The sequence below is a fragment of the Leisingera sp. S132 genome (genome assembly GCF_025144465.1).
Taxonomy (GTDB): Bacteria; Pseudomonadota; Alphaproteobacteria; order Rhodobacterales; family Rhodobacteraceae; genus Leisingera.
Genome location: NZ_CP083553.1, coordinates 2,256,000 through 2,272,672, shown reverse-complemented (window position 1 = coordinate 2,272,672; position 16,673 = coordinate 2,256,000). Strand labels below are relative to the sequence as shown.

14 protein-coding genes are annotated in these 16,673 nt (G+C 62.9%); 10 read left to right on the top strand and 4 right to left on the bottom strand.

The window, feature by feature from the left end:
- Positions 1 to 30: 30 nt before the first annotated feature.
- Together K3725_RS11235 and K3725_RS11230 are read left to right on the top strand one after the other, a co-directional pair.
- Entirely contained in the window at positions 31 to 951 is a 921-nt protein-coding gene (locus K3725_RS11235) for a DMT family transporter (RefSeq protein WP_260015427.1), read from the top strand.
- 66 nt (positions 952 to 1,017) lie between these two features.
- The gene (locus K3725_RS11230) at positions 1,018 to 2,040 is read left to right on the top strand and encodes a DUF1036 domain-containing protein (protein WP_260015426.1); all 1,023 of its coding nucleotides are present in this window, start codon (positions 1,018 to 1,020) and stop codon (positions 2,038 to 2,040) included.
- A 16-nt stretch (positions 2,041 to 2,056) separates the two neighbouring features.
- Here K3725_RS11230 and betI read toward each other — a convergent pair whose 3' ends face one another.
- Positions 2,057 to 2,632, bottom strand: a complete 576-nt coding sequence (gene betI, locus K3725_RS11225) for a choline-responsive transcriptional repressor BetI (protein ID WP_260015425.1) — start codon at positions 2,630 to 2,632, stop codon at positions 2,057 to 2,059.
- A gap of 159 nt (positions 2,633 to 2,791) precedes the next feature.
- Here betI and K3725_RS11220 point away from each other — a divergent pair, with 159 nt between their 5' ends.
- The 5 genes from K3725_RS11220 (at position 2,792) to K3725_RS11200 (ending at position 9,313) form a co-directional block, all read left to right on the top strand.
- Positions 2,792 to 4,000 (top strand): BCCT family transporter, encoded by a 1,209-nt coding sequence (locus K3725_RS11220; RefSeq protein WP_260015424.1) that lies wholly within the window; start codon positions 2,792 to 2,794, stop codon positions 3,998 to 4,000.
- Between the two features lie 124 nt (positions 4,001 to 4,124).
- Complete coding sequence (gene betC / locus K3725_RS11215) at positions 4,125 to 5,633, top strand: choline-sulfatase (protein WP_260015423.1); 1,509 nt, start codon at positions 4,125 to 4,127, stop codon at positions 5,631 to 5,633.
- Between the two features lie 55 nt (positions 5,634 to 5,688).
- The gene (gene betB / locus K3725_RS11210; protein WP_260015422.1) at positions 5,689 to 7,146 is read left to right on the top strand and encodes a betaine-aldehyde dehydrogenase; all 1,458 of its coding nucleotides are present in this window, start codon (positions 5,689 to 5,691) and stop codon (positions 7,144 to 7,146) included.
- A gap of 107 nt (positions 7,147 to 7,253) precedes the next feature.
- Positions 7,254 to 8,909 carry a choline dehydrogenase gene (betA, locus tag K3725_RS11205; RefSeq protein WP_260015421.1) on the top strand — a complete coding sequence of 552 codons (1,656 nt, stop codon included), beginning with the start codon at positions 7,254 to 7,256 and terminating at the stop codon, positions 8,907 to 8,909.
- A 164-nt stretch (positions 8,910 to 9,073) separates the two neighbouring features.
- On the top strand, positions 9,074 to 9,313 hold the full coding sequence (locus K3725_RS11200) for a YdcH family protein (RefSeq protein ID WP_260015420.1): 240 nt from the start codon (positions 9,074 to 9,076) through the stop codon (positions 9,311 to 9,313).
- A gap of 94 nt (positions 9,314 to 9,407) precedes the next feature.
- Here the strand turns inward: K3725_RS11200 and K3725_RS11195 are convergent, their stop codons facing one another.
- The gene (locus K3725_RS11195; protein ID WP_260015419.1) at positions 9,408 to 9,887 is read right to left on the bottom strand and encodes a DUF1579 domain-containing protein; all 480 of its coding nucleotides are present in this window, start codon (positions 9,885 to 9,887) and stop codon (positions 9,408 to 9,410) included.
- Positions 9,888 to 10,328: 441 nt separating this feature from the next.
- Here K3725_RS11195 and K3725_RS11190 point away from each other — a divergent pair, with 441 nt between their 5' ends.
- Entirely contained in the window at positions 10,329 to 10,589 is a 261-nt protein-coding gene (locus K3725_RS11190) for a hypothetical protein (RefSeq protein ID WP_260015418.1), read from the top strand.
- An 81-nt stretch (positions 10,590 to 10,670) separates the two neighbouring features.
- Here K3725_RS11190 and K3725_RS11185 read toward each other — a convergent pair whose 3' ends face one another.
- Together K3725_RS11185 and K3725_RS11180 are read right to left on the bottom strand one after the other, a co-directional pair.
- Complete coding sequence (locus tag K3725_RS11185) at positions 10,671 to 12,059, bottom strand: short-chain fatty acyl-CoA regulator family protein (protein WP_260015417.1); 1,389 nt, start codon at positions 12,057 to 12,059, stop codon at positions 10,671 to 10,673.
- A gap of 74 nt (positions 12,060 to 12,133) precedes the next feature.
- Positions 12,134 to 13,345: a multidrug effflux MFS transporter gene (locus tag K3725_RS11180; protein WP_260015416.1), complete on the bottom strand. Its 1,212-nt coding sequence runs from the start codon at positions 13,343 to 13,345 to the stop codon at positions 12,134 to 12,136.
- A 177-nt stretch (positions 13,346 to 13,522) separates the two neighbouring features.
- On the opposite strand from K3725_RS11180, the gene K3725_RS11175 reads away from it, so the two are divergent.
- A complete protein-coding gene (locus K3725_RS11175; protein ID WP_260015415.1) occupies positions 13,523 to 16,294 on the top strand; it encodes a hypothetical protein in 2,772 nt (923 codons plus the stop codon).
- Entirely contained in the window at positions 16,291 to 16,668 is a 378-nt protein-coding gene (locus K3725_RS11170; protein ID WP_260015414.1) for a hypothetical protein, read from the top strand. The genes K3725_RS11175 and K3725_RS11170 overlap by 4 nt, the downstream gene beginning before the upstream one ends.
- The last annotated feature ends 5 nt before the right edge of the window (positions 16,669 to 16,673 follow it).

The following is a 16,673-nucleotide window of genomic DNA, read 5'->3' as shown; positions in this document are numbered from 1 at the left end:
CGCCGCCCGAACGGGTGTTCATGTCAGCCCATGAGCCAATTCGCCGCCCCCGTCCAGCATGCGCAGACCCCCCTCATGGGGGTGTTTTGGATGGTGGTGACCGGTCTCTGCTTTGTCGCGGTGACGGCGCTGGTCAAATCGCTTGGCACTCGAATTCCCCCGGCCGAAAGCGCCTTTCTGCGGTATCTTCTGGGGCTGGTGTTCCTTATACCGATGGCTGGCGCGCTGCGCAGGGCGCATCTTACGCCGCGGCTCTGGGCGCTGTTTGCCGGCCGCGGGTTGGTCCATACCGCTGGTGTGATCCTCTGGTTTTACGCCATGACCCAGATCCCGCTGGCAGAGGTCACGGCGATGAACTACCTGTCGCCGGTCTATGTCACCCTGGGCGCGGCGCTGTTTTTGGGGGAGAAGCTGGCCTTCCGCCGCATCACCGCCATCGCCGTCGCGCTGATCGGCGCGATGATCATCTTGCGCCCCGGCTTCCGCGAAATCTCACCTGGCCACATCGCCATGCTGTTCACCGCGGTTTCCTTCGGCGCCTCCTACCTGATCGCCAAGTTCACCGTCGGCAGCAACAGTCCGGCAGTGGTGGTGGGGATGCTGTCGGTCTTTGTCACCATCGGCCTTACGCCCTTTGCCCTGGCAGTCTGGGTGACGCCAACGCTGGCGGAGGTTGCAATCCTGTTCGGTGTCGCCTGCTTCGCCACCGCGGGCCATTACACCATGACATTGGCCTTTGCGGCAGCGCCCGTGACGGTCACCCAGCCGGTCACCTTCCTGCAGCTGGTCTGGGCCACCCTTCTTGGGGCGCTGGCCTTTGGCGAGCCTGCCGACATCTGGGTCATTTCCGGCGGCGGGCTGATCCTGGCAGCGGTCAGCTTCATCTCCTGGCGTGAAGCCAGGATTAAAAAGAAAGACCTTTCATCATCCGGTAATGCGGCAGGGGTTTGATCGTCTTATGGGTGTTACAAGCCCAGGGTAACATTCTGCTCTTACGGGTGCTAGCTGGGGCCGTGAATGATGAAATGCCTTTGGCTGCCGGCCCTGCTGCTGGCAGCGCTCCTTGATACGACTGCAGCTCAGGCCGGGCCGCGGATCTGCAACGACACCGACGCGTTGCATCATCTTGCTGTCGTCCTGCGCGAGGGCGGCAGCTGGGTCGCGCGGGGCTGGCAGCACCTCAATCCGGGTGAGTGCGCGGAGCCTGCGCCGGATCCGTACAATGGCAGGTTCCTCTACTTCCGCGCCGAAAGCCCGGGATACCGGTACCGCGATGACAGCGTGCGGTTCTGCACGGCACCGGGCCGGTTCCGCATCCCGCATGGCGGCGGTTGCACCGGCGAAAATCAGGTGCCGTTGCGGTTTGCGAAGGCCGCCGCAGACCAGAAGGTTTTGCTCAGCGCGCGCTCGGCGGGCGGCGCGGGGCAGGCAGCAGCCCGGGAGAAGGACCCGCATCACCCGCATGATCTGCGGACAGGCGGGCAGCATTACACGGCTGAGGTCACCTTTCAGGGCTGCAGGCTGAACCCCCGAAAGGAAACTGCGACCTGCCAGTTCATCGGCGACGGGATCGAGCTTGCCGCGCAGGGCCGCCTTCAGGTCAGCGACCCGCTCTTCACCTATTTGCTGGGCCTGCTGCGCGGCACTTCGCTGGTGATCGACGGCGAGATGACGTCCCGCTTCGGGGCTTTTGGCGAGCTGGATCTTCACAGCGTGACACCGCGGGTGCCGGGCCGTCTGGATAAGATCCTGCACCGGATGCAGGGCCGGTGGCAGTCGGAGCGCAGACCGCTCGACCGGTTCATTATTTCAGGTGCCGTGCGCCGGGCCAGCTATGGGGGCCGCCAGATGACGCCGGAGTTCCTCTCGGTGCGGAGCAGCTGTGAAGGAAAAGCGCGCAGTGAGGGGGAATACCTGCAGGCCTGGGACAGTCAGCGCGGCAGCAGCATGTGCTACCGGATTGAGGCGCTGACACAGGACCGGCTGACACTGGTCTACATGCCCAATGGCATCCGGCTGGACTACCGGCGGATACGCTAGGGCTCTGTCCCCGGGATCAGGGGATCACCAGGTCCACAACCCGGTGCGCCGCGGCGCGGGCCTCATCCGGGTCCAGCGCCTCTTCCGATTGCGCCGCTTGCAGCCAGACCCCGTCCATGTAGCACTGCAGCGCCTGGCGTGCCGTCTCCACCCGGTCCGCCGGCAAGAGCGCCCGCAGCTCGGCCAGGAAATGGCTGCGCACCCGGGCGCGGTTGATTCGGTGCAGCCGGCTCAGGCGCGTGGAATAGGGCGCATTTGCCCAGAACTGCATCCAGATGCTGCACTGGGGAACGGTGAATAACCCGTCGGCAAAGTTCGCATCCATCACCGCATAGAGCCGCTCACGCGGGGTGCGAGCGGTTGCATATCCCTCGCTCATCGCGCGGCGCAGCTTGCCCAGAAGATGCAGCATGGTGGCTTCCATCAGCCCTTCCTTGGAGCCGAAATAGTAGTTGATCGAGGCCGCTGACGCCCCAGCCTCCCGCGCGATTTCCGCCATGGTTACAACACCGTAACCGCGCTTGTGCACGGCAACGATGGTGGCTTCGATCAGCTCTTCGTTGCGGATGTCCCGGATGCGTTTCCTGCTCATGATTAAGTTGTGCGGCAATTGGGCCAGTGTTTCAACTGTTGTTCGCATGATTCCGAAACTTGAATGACCATTTAAAAAACTGTTTGGCGCTTCAGTCGGCTGTGGTATGTACTCCTCCCATGTCTGAGGGCGGAAACCGCCCGGAAATGGGAGGGACATATGACTTCAATCATCTCGTTCGGGATTCTGCTGGCCTTTGCGCTGGTGGCGTTCTGCGTGATCAAGTGGTGGAACGTCCGCAACGTCGGCGTGACCCCCGTTCACCTTTTCACCTTCATCGCAATCCTGTTCACCTCCGGTCTGGACGTGGGCCTGATCATGTTCCCGCTGGCCTGGGACTTCCCGCTTTATGCGGATACCACGGCGGAACCGGCCTATGGCTTCACCAACCCGCTGGCGCTGGAGTTCGGCTTCTGGGGCTTCCTGATCTGGGGCTTCTACTTCCTGACGACCTTCTATTTCTGTGTGATCGAACCGCGGGTGAAGTTCTTTGAGATCCCGCTGGTGAAGTGGATCAACAACATCGTGATCATCGGCACCTGCGCCTTCACCGGCGCGCTGTTCCTGATCTACCTGCCGTATTACGCCACCTTCATGGGCGACGGCGAAACCGTGATCCCGGCCTTCTATGTCATCACCTTCCTGGTGATCCTGTTTGCCGCCTTCTCCTCCACCGACATCAAATACGTCCGCATCCTGTCGGTCGGCTCCACCGTGCTGTTCCTGGCGCTGATCCTGGGCATGTGGGCCTATGCCGGCATGGGCCTGGGCGCTTTTGCGGACACCGCGTCGAACATCGGCGGCTATTTCGCCAACATCCACAAGTTCATCCTGCCGCTGACCGATTACCATGAGTTCTACCTGTTCTGGTGGTTCGCATGGTCGATCATGATCGGCCAGTTCACCTCCCGCTTCGTCGGCGGCCTGCGCACCTGGCAGGTTCTGGCAGCGCTGCTGATCTTCCCGTCGATCCCGCTGGGTGTGTGGTTCTCGGTCCTGTACTACTACCACCTGAACAGCATCGAAACGACGCTGCTGATCAACGTCTCCATGGTCGCGGTGGGCATCATTTTCGTGGTCAACTCCTTTGACTCGCTGATCCGCCTCTACACCGACAACCTGAACCTGACGGCCAAGCGTTTCGGCACCATTCCTTATGTGCTGGGCAATGCGGTTGTGCTTTTCGGCCTGACCCTGGCCTTCCAGAGCCAGTGGCTGCAGATCCAGTGGATCGGCACCATCGTGATCGCCATCTACGTGGCCTGCCTGGCCTACATCGTGGCCTTCAAGCGCAGCGAAGTCATGAGCATCGACGCCTCGCCCGAGGAAAACACGCTCGACTTCGAAAAGATCAAGACAGCCCACTAAGGGCGGTCTCCCGGCTGGCCCCCAAGTTTCCCCGAATGAGGGGACCAGCCTTTAACTGCCTGGCAGCGCCTTCGGGCCTGCCAGGCGCCTTTGCAAAGCATCGCCAATACTTGGGAGGTCCGCGATGAGTGCCCCGAATATCCTGATCCTGATGGTTGACCAGTTGAATGGGACGCTTTTCCCGGACGGCCCCGCCGAGTGGCTGCATGCTCCGAACCTGAAAAAGCTGGCGGAACGCTCCACCCGCTTCAAGAACGCCTATACAGCATCACCCTTATGCGCCCCGGGCCGGGCGTCTTTCATGTCCGGCCAGCTGCCGTCGCGCACTGGCGTCTATGACAACGCGGCCGAATTCCGCAGCGACATCCCGACCTATGCTCACCACCTGCGCCGCGCGGGCTACTACACCTGCCTCTCGGGCAAGATGCACTTTGTCGGCCCCGACCAGCTGCACGGGTTCGAGGACCGGCTGACCACCGACATCTACCCGGCTGATTTCGGCTGGACGCCTGACTACCGCAAACCCGGCGAACGCATCGACTGGTGGTATCACAACATGGGATCTGTCACCGGGGCAGGGGTGGCGGAAACCTCCAACCAGATGGAATACGACGACGAGGTCGCCTACAACGCCACTGCCAAGCTCTATGAGCTGTCGCGCGGGCTGGACGACCGCCCCTGGTGCGTCACCGTCTCCTTCACCCATCCGCACGACCCCTATGTGGCGCGCCGCAAGTACTGGGATCTCTACGAGGACTGCGAGCACCTGCTGCCCGAAGTCCCGGCGATGGAGTATGAGGATCACGACCCCCACGCCAAGCGCATCTTTGACGCCAACGACTGGCGCAGCTTCGACATCACCGAGGAGAACATCAAACGCTCACGCCGCGCGTACTTCGCCAATATCTCCTACCTGGATGACAAGATCGGCGAGATCCTGAACGTGCTGGAAACCACCCGGCAGGAAGCGATTATCCTGTTTGTCTCCGACCACGGCGACATGCTGGGCGAGCGCGGCCTCTGGTTCAAGATGAGCTTCTACGAGGGCTCCTCCCGCGTGCCGCTGATGATCTCGGCGCCGGACCTGCCTGCGGGCCTCATCGAAACCCCGGTCTCTACGCTGGACGTGACCCCGACGCTGGGCGCGCTGGCCGGTGTCGACATGGCAGAAATCGAACCCTGGACCGACGGCCAGAATCTGGTGCCGCTGGCCAATGGAACGGAACGCACCGAACCGGTCGCCGTGGAATACGCGGCCGAAGCGTCCTATGCGCCGCTGGTGTCGCTCCGCTATGGCCAGTGGAAATACAACCGCTGCGCCCTGGACCCCGACCAGCTGTTTGATCTGGAGGCCGACCCGCACGAACTCAACAACCTGGCAGATGATCCGGCCCATGCCGGCACGCTGGAATCCTTGCGCGCCAAGTCAGAGGCGCGCTGGAACCTGGAAACCTTCGACGCAGAGGTGCGCGCCAGCCAGGCCCGCCGCTGGGTCGTCTACGAGGCGCTGCGCCAGGGCGGCTACTACCCCTGGGATTACCAGCCGCTGCAAAAGGCCTCCGAGCGCTACATGCGCAACCACATGAACCTCGACAACCTCGAGGAAAGCAAACGCTTTCCCCGCGGCGAATAACCATAGCAACCACTCAGCATCTCCCCTGCTGAAGACCCCGCTGGAGACACAGAACATGACACATCCCGCACAGCCTAAGGCCAGCCACTTCATCAACGGCGCATACGTCGAGGATACCGCCGGCACCCCGATTCCGGTGATCTATGCCGCGACGGGTGAGCAGATTGCCACCGTCTACGCCGCTACCCCGGCAATCGTCGAACAGGCGCTGTCCACCGCAAAGGCCGCCCAGAAAGAATGGGCCAAGATGACCGGCACCGAGCGCGGCCGCATCCTGCGCCGCGCCGCCGACATCATGCGCGAGCGCAACCATGAGCTCAGCGTGCTGGAAACCTACGACACCGGCAAGCCGCTGCAGGAAACCCTGGTCGCTGACGCCACCTCCGGCGCCGACGCGCTGGAATACTTCGGCGGCCTTGCGGGCTCCTTGACCGGCGAGCACATCCCGATGGGCGAGGACTGGGTCTACACCGTGCGCGAGGCGCTGGGCCTCTGTGTCGGTATCGGCGCCTGGAACTACCCGACCCAGATCGCCTGCTGGAAAGGCGCGCCTGCGCTGGCCTGCGGCAACTCGATGGTGTTCAAACCCTCCGAGACCACGCCGCTCTGCGCCCTGAAAGTGGCTGAGATCCTGCACGAGGCCGGTGCCCCGGCCGGTATCTATAACGTCATCCAGGGCATGGGCGAGGTCGGCGGCGCCCTGGTCACCGACCCGCGCGTCGACAAGGTCTCGCTGACCGGCTCGGTGCCAACCGGCAAGAAGGTCTATGCCGCCGCAGCTGAGGGCATGAAGCACGTCACCATGGAGCTGGGCGGCAAGTCACCGCTGATCATCTTTGACGACGCCGACATCGACAACGCTGTCGGCGGCGCCATCAACGGCAACTTCTACTCCTCCGGCCAGGTCTGCTCCAACGGCACCCGCGTGTTCGTGCAGAAAGGCATCAAGGAGAAATTCCTGGCCCGCCTGGCCGAACGCACCGGCAACGCCATCCTGGGCGACCCGATGGATGAGGCCACCAGCTTTGGCCCGATGGTCACCGAAAACCAGATGAACATCGTGCTGGGCTACATCGAAAAGGGCAAAGAGGAGGGCGCCCGCCTGATCTGCGGCGGCCAGCGTGCAGACATGCCCGGCTACTACATCCATCCCACCGTCTTTGCCGATGTGACCGACGACATGACCATCGCCCGCGAGGAAATCTTCGGCCCGGTCATGTCGGTCCTCGATTTCGACACCGAGGAAGAGGTGATCGCCCGTGCCAACGACACCGAATTCGGCCTGTCCGCAGGCGTCTTCACCAACGACTTCAGCCGCGCCCACCGGGTGATCGGCCAGCTGGAGGCCGGCAGCTGCTTTATCAACTCCTACAACGACGCACCGGTCGAGGCGCCCTTTGGCGGCGTGAAGGCGTCGGGCGTTGGCCGCGAAAACTCGAAAGAGGCGATCAAGCACTTCAGCCAGGTGAAGTCGGTCTACGTCCGCATGGGCGACGTCGAAGCGGCGTTCTGATCGGCGCTGCCTGAAAGCAACGGCCGGGCAGGGCGCTCCGCGCGCCCGCCCAATCTGAAGAAAACGGCAGCAGTCCAGATCTTCCGGCTGCCGGATGGAGAGAAGATATGAACGCGGATTATGTGATTGTCGGGGCAGGTTCTGCCGGCTGTGCCATGGCCTACCGGCTCAGCGAGGCCGGCAGATCGGTCCTGGTGATCGAACACGGCGGCACCGATGCCGGGCCGTTTATTCAGATGCCGGGCGCGCTCAGCTACCCGATGAACATGCCGCTCTATGACTGGGGCTACAAATCCCAGCCGGAACCGCATCTGGGCGGCCGCGAACTGGTCTGCCCGCGCGGCAAGGTGATCGGCGGCTCTTCCTCGATCAACGGCATGGTCTATGTGCGCGGCCACGCGGGCGACTACAACCACTGGGCCGAGACGGGCGCGACAGGCTGGTCCTATGCCGACGTGCTCCCGTACTTCAAACGCATGGAAACCTGGAACGACCGCGGCCATGGCGGCGATCCGGACTGGCGCGGCAAGGACGGGCCGCTGCATGTGACCCGCGGCCCCCGCGACAACCCGCTGCATGACGCCTTCGTCAAGGCGGGCGAGCAGGCGGGCTACCCGGTCACCTCCGACTACAATGGCGAGCAGCAGGAAGGCTTCGGCCCGATGGAGATGACGGTCTACAAGGGCCGCCGCTGGTCCGCCGCCAATGCCTATCTGAAGCCAGCCCTGAAACGTGAAAACTGCGACCTGATCCGCGCCTTCGCCCGCAAGGTGGTGATCGAGGACGGCCGCGCCGTGGGCGTCGAGATCGAACGCGGCGGCAAGGTCGAGGTGATCCGCGCAAATGCCGAGGTGATCCTGGCGGCCTCCTCTCTGAACTCCCCCAAGATGCTGATGCTGTCCGGCATCGGCCCGGCCAAGCACCTGGCCGAGCACGGCATCGACGTGGTTGCCGACCGTCCCGGCGTCGGCCAGAACCTGCAGGACCACCTGGAATTCTACTTCCAGTTCGCCTGCAAGCAGCCGATCACCCTGTTCAAATACTGGAACCTGCTGGGCAAGGGCCTTGTTGGGGCCCAGTGGATGTTCACCAAGACCGGCCTGGGTGCCTCGAACCAGTTCGAAAGCGCCGCCTTTATCCGCTCCGACAAGGGCGTCGACTACCCGGACATCCAGTACCACTTCCTGCCAATCGCGGTCCGCTATGACGGTCAGGCGGCGGCAGAGGGGCATGGCTTCCAGGCCCATGTCGGCCCGATGCGCTCCCCCTCCCGCGGCGAGGTCACGCTGGCGTCGAAAGACCCCAAGGACGCGCCGAACATCCTGTTCAACTACATGTCGACCGAGCAGGACTGGATCGACTTCCGCAAATGCGTGCGCCTGACGCGGGAGATCTTTGCCCAGGACGCAATGAAGCCGTTCCTCAAGCACGAGATCCAGCCGGGTGCCGACCTGCAGACCGACGACGAGATCGACGGCTTCCTGCGCGAGCACGTGGAAAGCGCCTATCACCCCTGCGGCACCTGCAAGATGGGCGCGGCGGATGATCCGATGTCGGTGGTCGACCCGGAATGCCGTGTCATCGGCGTTGATGGCCTGCGCGTCGCCGACAGCTCGATCTTCCCGCGGATCACCAACGGCAACCTCAACGGCCCCTCGATCATGACCGGCGAGAAGGCCTCCGACCACATCCTGGGCCGCCGCCTGCCGTCCTCGAACGCAGAGCCGTGGTTCAATCCGAACTGGCGCGAAGCGCAACGCTGATCCTGTTGCGTTGCCAGCAAGCCGCCCGCCACCTCCCCTTTGTGCGGGCGGCTTACTTTTTCCTAGGAAATCAGCGTCTTTCCCGCATCTTTTGATCCGCGTCAAAGTGGCAGGCCGGGAAGGGCAATATCCTGCAGACGACCCTAGGAAAAAGGAGCGAGCAGGTGTCCAATACTCCCCATGAACTGGCCGAGGAATTCCCGGAAAAAGCGGCGCTGATGAGCCAGCTTAAACAGTCGGATGCGCATTTCGCCAAACTGTCCGATGAATACCACGCGGTGAACCGCGCCGTGCACCGGGCGGAAACCAATGTGGAGCCGGTCAGCGCCCAGGCAGAAACCGATCTGCGCAAACAGCGCGCCGCGCTGAAGGACGAGATCTGGGGGATCCTGTCGAAGGCGTGAGACCTTCAGGCAGGCCGTAAAACGCAGGGGGCACCAATGGTGCCCCTTTTCCATTTTTCCCCTTCGGCCTTGCTGCAAGGGGCGGCTGCGCCAATTACGCGCGGGTGAAATCCATGGTCCAATTCGTTTCCCAGGTCTTGCCGCCGTCCCGCGACATGGCCTGCTCCCAACGGGGCGTCTCTGTATCCGTTTGCAGCCACAGGAACCTGACCGTCACGGGTTCGCCGCGCAGCGTGTCCTCCGCAAAGAAAGATCCGGTGCCGTCCTCGAATCTGCCAACCACGGGCACGTCCAAGTCGTGCGGGGCGTTTGCCGACAGCCACCAGATCGCCCAAGTCCCGCTGGAAGGATCAAAAGACCGTATTGCAATGGCGCGGTACGCTCCGTCGGGGAAATTGAGAAAGTTGTCCTCTACATTGCCATTGCCGCCCAGAACCGCCCGGGTTTCCGAAGTGCCCTGAAACTCTTCCCATTCACGGCAGCCAGCCAGCCGCTCTTTCAGCCTGCGGTGACGCACATTCCAACGGCCGGTTTCGAAATCGAAATCCCGGGAAATGCTGAGCTTCTCTTCCATGGGGTGCCTTTCCTTTGACAACATTGCGTGTTCATGATTTGTTCCATATTGCCAAGAAAGTCAACGATGCCCTCGCGCTCGGCAAGTGATAGGACACAGGACAGTCCGCTTGCGTTGTTTTGCCGGATGTTGCCTCCTTTGCGCGTTTCGCTGTTTCTGCCCTCATTTCCGCAGCGCACCAGAGCGACTTTTCACCGTCCGCGCGGGATTGGTGCACTGGTTTCAACCTAAGTGCGAATCGCAGTTGCTGGATTGATCCCGTTTTGGAGACAATGTTCAATCTGACAGGGGAATGCAGGAGAGATGATCCACAATTTTTGGCAAACTGGGTTAATTTAAGGCAAATTCGTCAAAAATGTGACCGGCCGCTCTATATCTTGCCTGAAGCAGGAAATACGGTCTCAGAGTGCCTGCTGTGCAGTTGTGTGAAGGAGTAAACCGATGGGACAGGTCTATCAGCCGGGGCGCTGGCAGGAGATCGAAGGCGTGCCTGACGAAACCTCTGATGCGGACATGCTGGCAGCGGTCCGCAGCGTGGTCAGAACGGCCGCTGAAGACCCGGTGCAGGAGCCAGAGCCCGCACCCGGCCGCGTGCAGCAATGGCAGACAGCCGAGGCAGTCCAGCCCAATCAGCCGCCGCTGGCAGCGGCCGCAAAGGACCGTGCGCTGATGTCCCGCCTGCTGGACCGTCTTCGCGCCTGAATTTCCCGCATCCGCTGCCAAGGTTGTTCGACTATCCTTGGCAATTTTCTGGCAGGAAAATTGCCGCCGCCAGCACTGCGCTCAGCTTACTTCGTAGGGCAGAACACCGCGCTGATCGGTGTTGATCGTCAGCCGCCGTTCCAAGGGCGGCACAGAGCGCTGGTGGCAATCCTTGCGCTCGCAGATACGGCAGGAAATGCCGATCGGCTCATAGGCGCTGTCCTGGCTTACATCCATCCCGTCTGCATAGACCAGCGCGTCCGCGTGGCGCACCTCGCACCCCAACGCAATCGCATAGCGCCGCACCGGCGCGCCGAAGGAGCCGCCCGGCTTGGACACATCCCGCGCCAGCGAGATATAGCGCACTCCGTCCGGTGTCTCCGCCAGCTGCCGCAGGAAGCGGCCCGGGGTCTCAAACGCCCTGTGCACATTCCACAGAGGGCAGGCGCCGCCAAAGCGGGCAAATTGCAGCCGCGTGGCTGAGTGCCGCTTGGTGATCGTTCCCGCCTGATCCACCCGCACAAAGAAGAACGGCACCCCCTTGGCGCCGGGCCGCTGCATGGTCGAGAGCCGGTGCGCAATCTGTTCAATCGAGGCGCCGAAGCGGATCGCCAGCAGCTCCAGGTCATGCCGGCAGGCCTGCGCCGCCTCCAGAAACCGTGTGTAGGGCATCAGCGCCGCGCCCGCGAAGTAATTGGCCAGGCCGATCTTGGCGATGGCGCGGGCTTCCTCGCTCTGGAACTTTGCAAAATCCAGTGTGGCTTCCAGCAAGGTGTTCTGCCTGAGCAGCGCGACCTGCAGCAGCATCTGGAACAGCTGCGTCTGCGGCGCGGAGCGGTTCGACAGATGCAGCACCTGCGCCTCGGCGTCGTAATGGCGCAAGCCCTCCATTTCGGTCTGGCGCACCTTGATGCCGCCACGCTCCAGCTCGGCAATGGCCGCCGCGCGGATGTCGCTGGTGGCGGCAAACCGCTCTGCCGCGTGATCCACCGCGTCGATGTAGTTGTCGCAATAGTGGAAGAAATCGCGCACCTCTTCCCATGGGCTGGCCTGAATGCGCGCGTCCTCCCGCCCCAGCGCCTCATCCAATGAGGCAAGCCGCTCGTGGGTCTGCCGGTAGGCCCGGTGCAGCGCCAGAAACGCCCGCGCCAGCGCCGGCGCGTTTGAGGCGGTCAGCCGCAGGTCCGCCAAGGGCGGCGCGTCATCGGCAAACACCGGATCCGCCATCGCCTCGCGCATGTCACTGACCAGCCGCTCGCTGTCGCCCGCGCTCAGCTCGGTCACATCCATGCCGAACTCCTGCGCCAGTGCCAGCACCACCGTGGTCGACACCGGTCGGTTGTTGTTCTCCATCTGGTTCAGATAGGGCAGGGAGACGCCCAGCTTGGCAGCAAAATCCTTCTGCGTCAGCTCCAGCCGCTGCCGCATCTCGCGCAGCTTGGCGCCTGCATATAGTTTCCGGGTGGCCATGGGGGCGCCTTTGCAAATTCAATTCTTGCGAATGGTATAATTGCAAACTCACCCCTGCAAGCCCGTGGCGCCACTTATGCGCCGATCTGCCGCTCCCGCCAGACCACCAGCAGGATCGCAACCAGCCCCATCATCGCAGTGGCGAACATGATCACCAAGAGCGGCACCGCGGTGGACCCCGGCACCAGCAGCATCCCCGCAAAGGCGCTGAGCGCGGCACCTGCGCCGATCATGATGGCGCCGCTGAGACCGGACGCGGTGCCCGCCAGATGCGGCCGCACAGAGATCGCGCCGGCAGTTGCATTGGGGATCGCCATGCCATTGCCCAGCCCGACAAAACACATGAGGCCAAAGAAGGTGAACACGCTGTCCGCGCCTGCCATTGCAATCAGCAGCGACATCAAAACCCCGCCGCCATTGATCACGCAGCCCCACAGCACCATGCGGTTGACCCCAATCCGGGTGGAGAACCGCCCCGAAATGAAGTTGCCGGCAAAATACCCGACAGCGGGGGCAGAAAAATACACCCCCAGCTCTGCGGTGCTCAGCCCGTAAACCTCGGTGCCGACAAAAGGCGCGCCGCCCAGGTAAGCAAAGAACGCTCCGGACGCCAAACCGGACGACAGCGAATACCCCCAGAACCGCGGCGAACGCAGCAGTTCCGGATATTCGCGGAACTGCGCCACCAGCGTCTTGCCGCTCTTGTGCGCGGTCTCGCCGAAATCGGTGAAAGTGATAGCCAGAGTGGCCGCGCCGACCAGGAACAGCAGCCAGAAGTTGGCCTGCCAGCCCATCCACTGATCCAGGAAGCCGCCGATTGCGGGGCCGATCATTGGCACCACCGCCATGCCCATGGTGACATAGCCGATCATGCTGGCGGCTTCATTGGTGTCATACATGTCGCGCACCGCCGCGCGGCTCAGCACCATGGTGGCCGCCACAACGGTCTGCGCCACCCGGAAAAGCAGGAACAGCTCAGCCGTCGGCGCATAGATGCAGCCCAATGTCGCCAGCAGAAACAGCACGATACTGCCCAGGATCACCGGCCGCCTTCCCATCTGGTCGGAAATCGGCCCGACAAAGATCTGCACCACCGCATTGCCCGCCAGATACAGCGCCACCGACAGCTGCATCACCCGGTAATCGACCGCATAATATTCTGCCATTCCCGCCAGCGACGGCAGATGCAGGTTCATGCCTAGCGCCGACAGGCCTGCCAGCAGGATCAGGGTGAAAATGCGCGGAGGCGTCCGCTGGCCAGGGGCCCGGGTATCATATGTGGACATACCATCGGGTTAGAGCAGTCGGCCGGGGTTGTCCATCTGCCGCATGTGCAGCGGCGCACAGGGGTGACGCCGCGTCAGAAGACTCTTGCCTGCCAAACAATGCGCCGCCTATGCTGGGAGCAGCACTGCATTTTTTCTTGTTTTTCAATCCCGACCTATTTGCTGCCGAGGTGATCCATGGCCAACGCCCCAGATCCGCTTGCCAACAACCCCGCCATCCGCCTTTGGGCCGAACGCTTTTATGACGCCAAGGCCTGGGATATGCCGGACATGCCGGAGGCTGGCGCGGAAGCGCTGGAGGAACGGCGCACGGCGGCACTGGCAGAGCTGGACAAGACCGCCATTCCCGCAGCGCTCAGCTCTGGTGCCCGGCGCAGCCTGGCGGGCGGGCGCAAGGCGCTGAAAAAGGCCATTCTCAATGCAAACGCAGCGGAGGCCTTTGATCAGATCGACAGCGATATTGCGGCGCTGCAGGACCAGATAGCCGCTCAGCTGGCCATCGCCGCCGCCCGGGCTAAGGCACAGGCCGCCCTTTCCACGGCCGAGGATAAGTTCGCCAAGGAGCGCGATAGCCTTGATCAGGGGGCGTTCACTTTCATCGAAACCTTGATCAAGGCCGCACAAAAGGCCATGGCCGCCGCCGTCTCAGCCACTGATTTCGAAGCGGTGGAGGCGCAGGCCAAGGACATCGCCGCCAAGGCGGAGGAGGCCGGGACCTATGGCGCCTTCTTCGACAACTGGACCCGTGCCACGCTGTTACTGATCAAGCCGATGGATGACCCGGCTGCGGAAACCGCCGCCACGGCACGCGCGGCACAGATGGCAGCGGCGGCAGCGCTTTCGAAGACGGGGGATTTCGATGGTGCCAAGGCGGCACTGGAGGCTTGGAAAAGCAACCTTGAGACCGGGGACCACCTGGCGGCCGCGGTCAGCTTTGACGCGCTTCTGTGCGGCTACGAGGCCAATCACCATAAGCGCTGTCAGAACATCCTCAGCAGCCAGCTGCGGGACACCGGTGATTTCCGCAGCCATCTGAAAGATGCCAAAAAACTGGCCTATCAAGACAGCAAGTTCCCGGAGGCAGAGGCCAAGCTGGACGCGCTGATCGCCTATGGCACCAGGGACCGCGCGGCGCTGGCCAGATACCTGCGCGGCTTCGACATGTCGATGATGACGGATACGGAGTTCCGCAACGCCGTGCTGGCCGCCCAGACCAAGCAGAAGGCAGCCGGAGACAATGACCCCAAGAAGGCGCTGAAGGATCTGAAGTCCTGGGTAAACGCGCATCCCGCGCTCATGGGGCAAAGCTTTTCGACCCAGATCCTCAAGACGCTGCAGAGGCGCTATGACGCGCTGAAGCAGGTGCTGAAGGAGCCGGAGCTGACAGATCTGAACGCCACCTGGGAAGCGCACCGGCAGCTGGCCGAGGACGAAAACTTCGACATGGACACCGGCGCCCCGCAGCACCACGCCAAGCTTGATCAGCTGTTCAAGCTGGAAAGCATCACTGACAGCCGCCGGGAAATGGACGAGATCCTGCGCCGGCATCCGGAGGCTGAGGGGTATGGTTTCCACAAGCCGGTGACCGATGCCCTGGCCGGGGCGGACTATGCGGCGGCGGTTGCCGCCGCGCCGGGCGCGCTGGAAAAGCTGCTGCGGATGCCGGAGTATCTGGCCCTGCGCCGGACCGCCCAGGACCTGCTGGCCGTGCTGCCCGGCGATCCGGCGGAGCTGCGCAGCACGCTGGACGGCGCGATCCAGGCGGCGGAACTGACTGCCCGCGGCGGTGATCCGGCCACGGCAACGGCGGATCTGCAGGAAGTGCTGGATGGCACCGACTACCTCGATCTGGTGCTGGCGATGACCGATTACCGCGCCAAGCTCGCCAGGGTCCAAAAGGAGCACAGCCGCACCAGGAAATACCTCAAGCTGCCCGAGGCCGAGGACGCGCTGGATGCATCGCTCAAGACCGCCACCGACCGGGCGGATGATGGCGAATACGGCGACGCCTTCCTGCTGCTGGAACAGCACCTGACGCTCCTGAAGCAGGTAAAGCCGATGGCCACGGCGCGCTTTCAGGTGCAGGGCATTCTGGGCGCGCTGCGGCGGGCCGGGCTGGAAGCGGAAAAACTGGACCCGCTTGAACTCCGTGCCACCGCCGCTGAGGCCGAAGCCGCCAAGCCGGACTTTACTGAGGCCAGGACGCTGTTCGACGCGCTGCGCGGGGATCTCGCCGCTCTCAGCACGGAAGCGGCAGAAGCCTATGAAGCGCAGGACGGCACGGGCAGCGATGCCGGCCATTCGCTGGACCGCCATGGCCCGGATGTCAGCGACGACGACCTGATCACCCGCCTCAAGACCGGCAAGCCTCCGAATGCCAAAAGCGACGATGAACGCTCTTATGCTCCGGCGTCATCCCGTTTTGAAAGCCCGCAGGACTGGCTGGCGGGGCGCGAGCTTGCTGCCCAGGCTGCGAAGGACAAACTGGGTATCGACATCGAGGCAACCGAAATGGCCTATGACGGTAATCCGGATGCGATTAAGGACAGCGCGGAATTCTACGTTGAGCATGGCCGCCCGATCGACAAGGCCTTTATCGGCCGCAAGAAGCAGGTGCGCCTGGACGACCGCGGCGAGCCGATCAGCGACAAAGGCTATGAAACCTTCGAGGAGGCCGAAGGTCTGACCCGTGCCTTCGTGAACTTTTTGTGGGAACCGGACCCTCTTCCGGTAGAAACCACGGCCTTTCCGGTAGATCCGACACACTATCCCCAGGAGCCAGTGAACGATGCCGAAGAGTACGTCGAAAAATACACCCTCCGGCACAACAAGCCTCCCGATACGATGCCTGGCCGCTGGGTGATGATGCAGCAGTTTCCAGTTGCTGACGGCTGGGACAATGAAACCAAGACTTACACAAACGAAGATCCGGGGAATCTGATCCCATGAAAATCCGCAAGGAACTGATTGACGGGTATCTGCGTCTGCTGACCATGGGCCGCGCTGCAAACGCCGCAGACCCGATGTCTGAAACCGGCAAGATGGACGCCGACATCCGCACCATGCGCCGGCGCGCGCTCAATGAGGGAAACCTGGATTGGCTGCGCCTTTCCATGGAGGCGCTGATAAATGACCCGCAGGGGCGTATCAGCCAGTTTTCCGGGCATCGCTATCCTTACGACGAAGCGGAGCTGGTCACGCTGTTCCGCCGCGCCTATGGCATGATCTGGCCGGATCAGCCGCTCGCGGAGCCGGGTGACGAGGCCGATCTGGAGTTTGTTGAAATGAGCGCAGAAGAATGGGACGCCTTCACCGGCGCCTGAGGGAG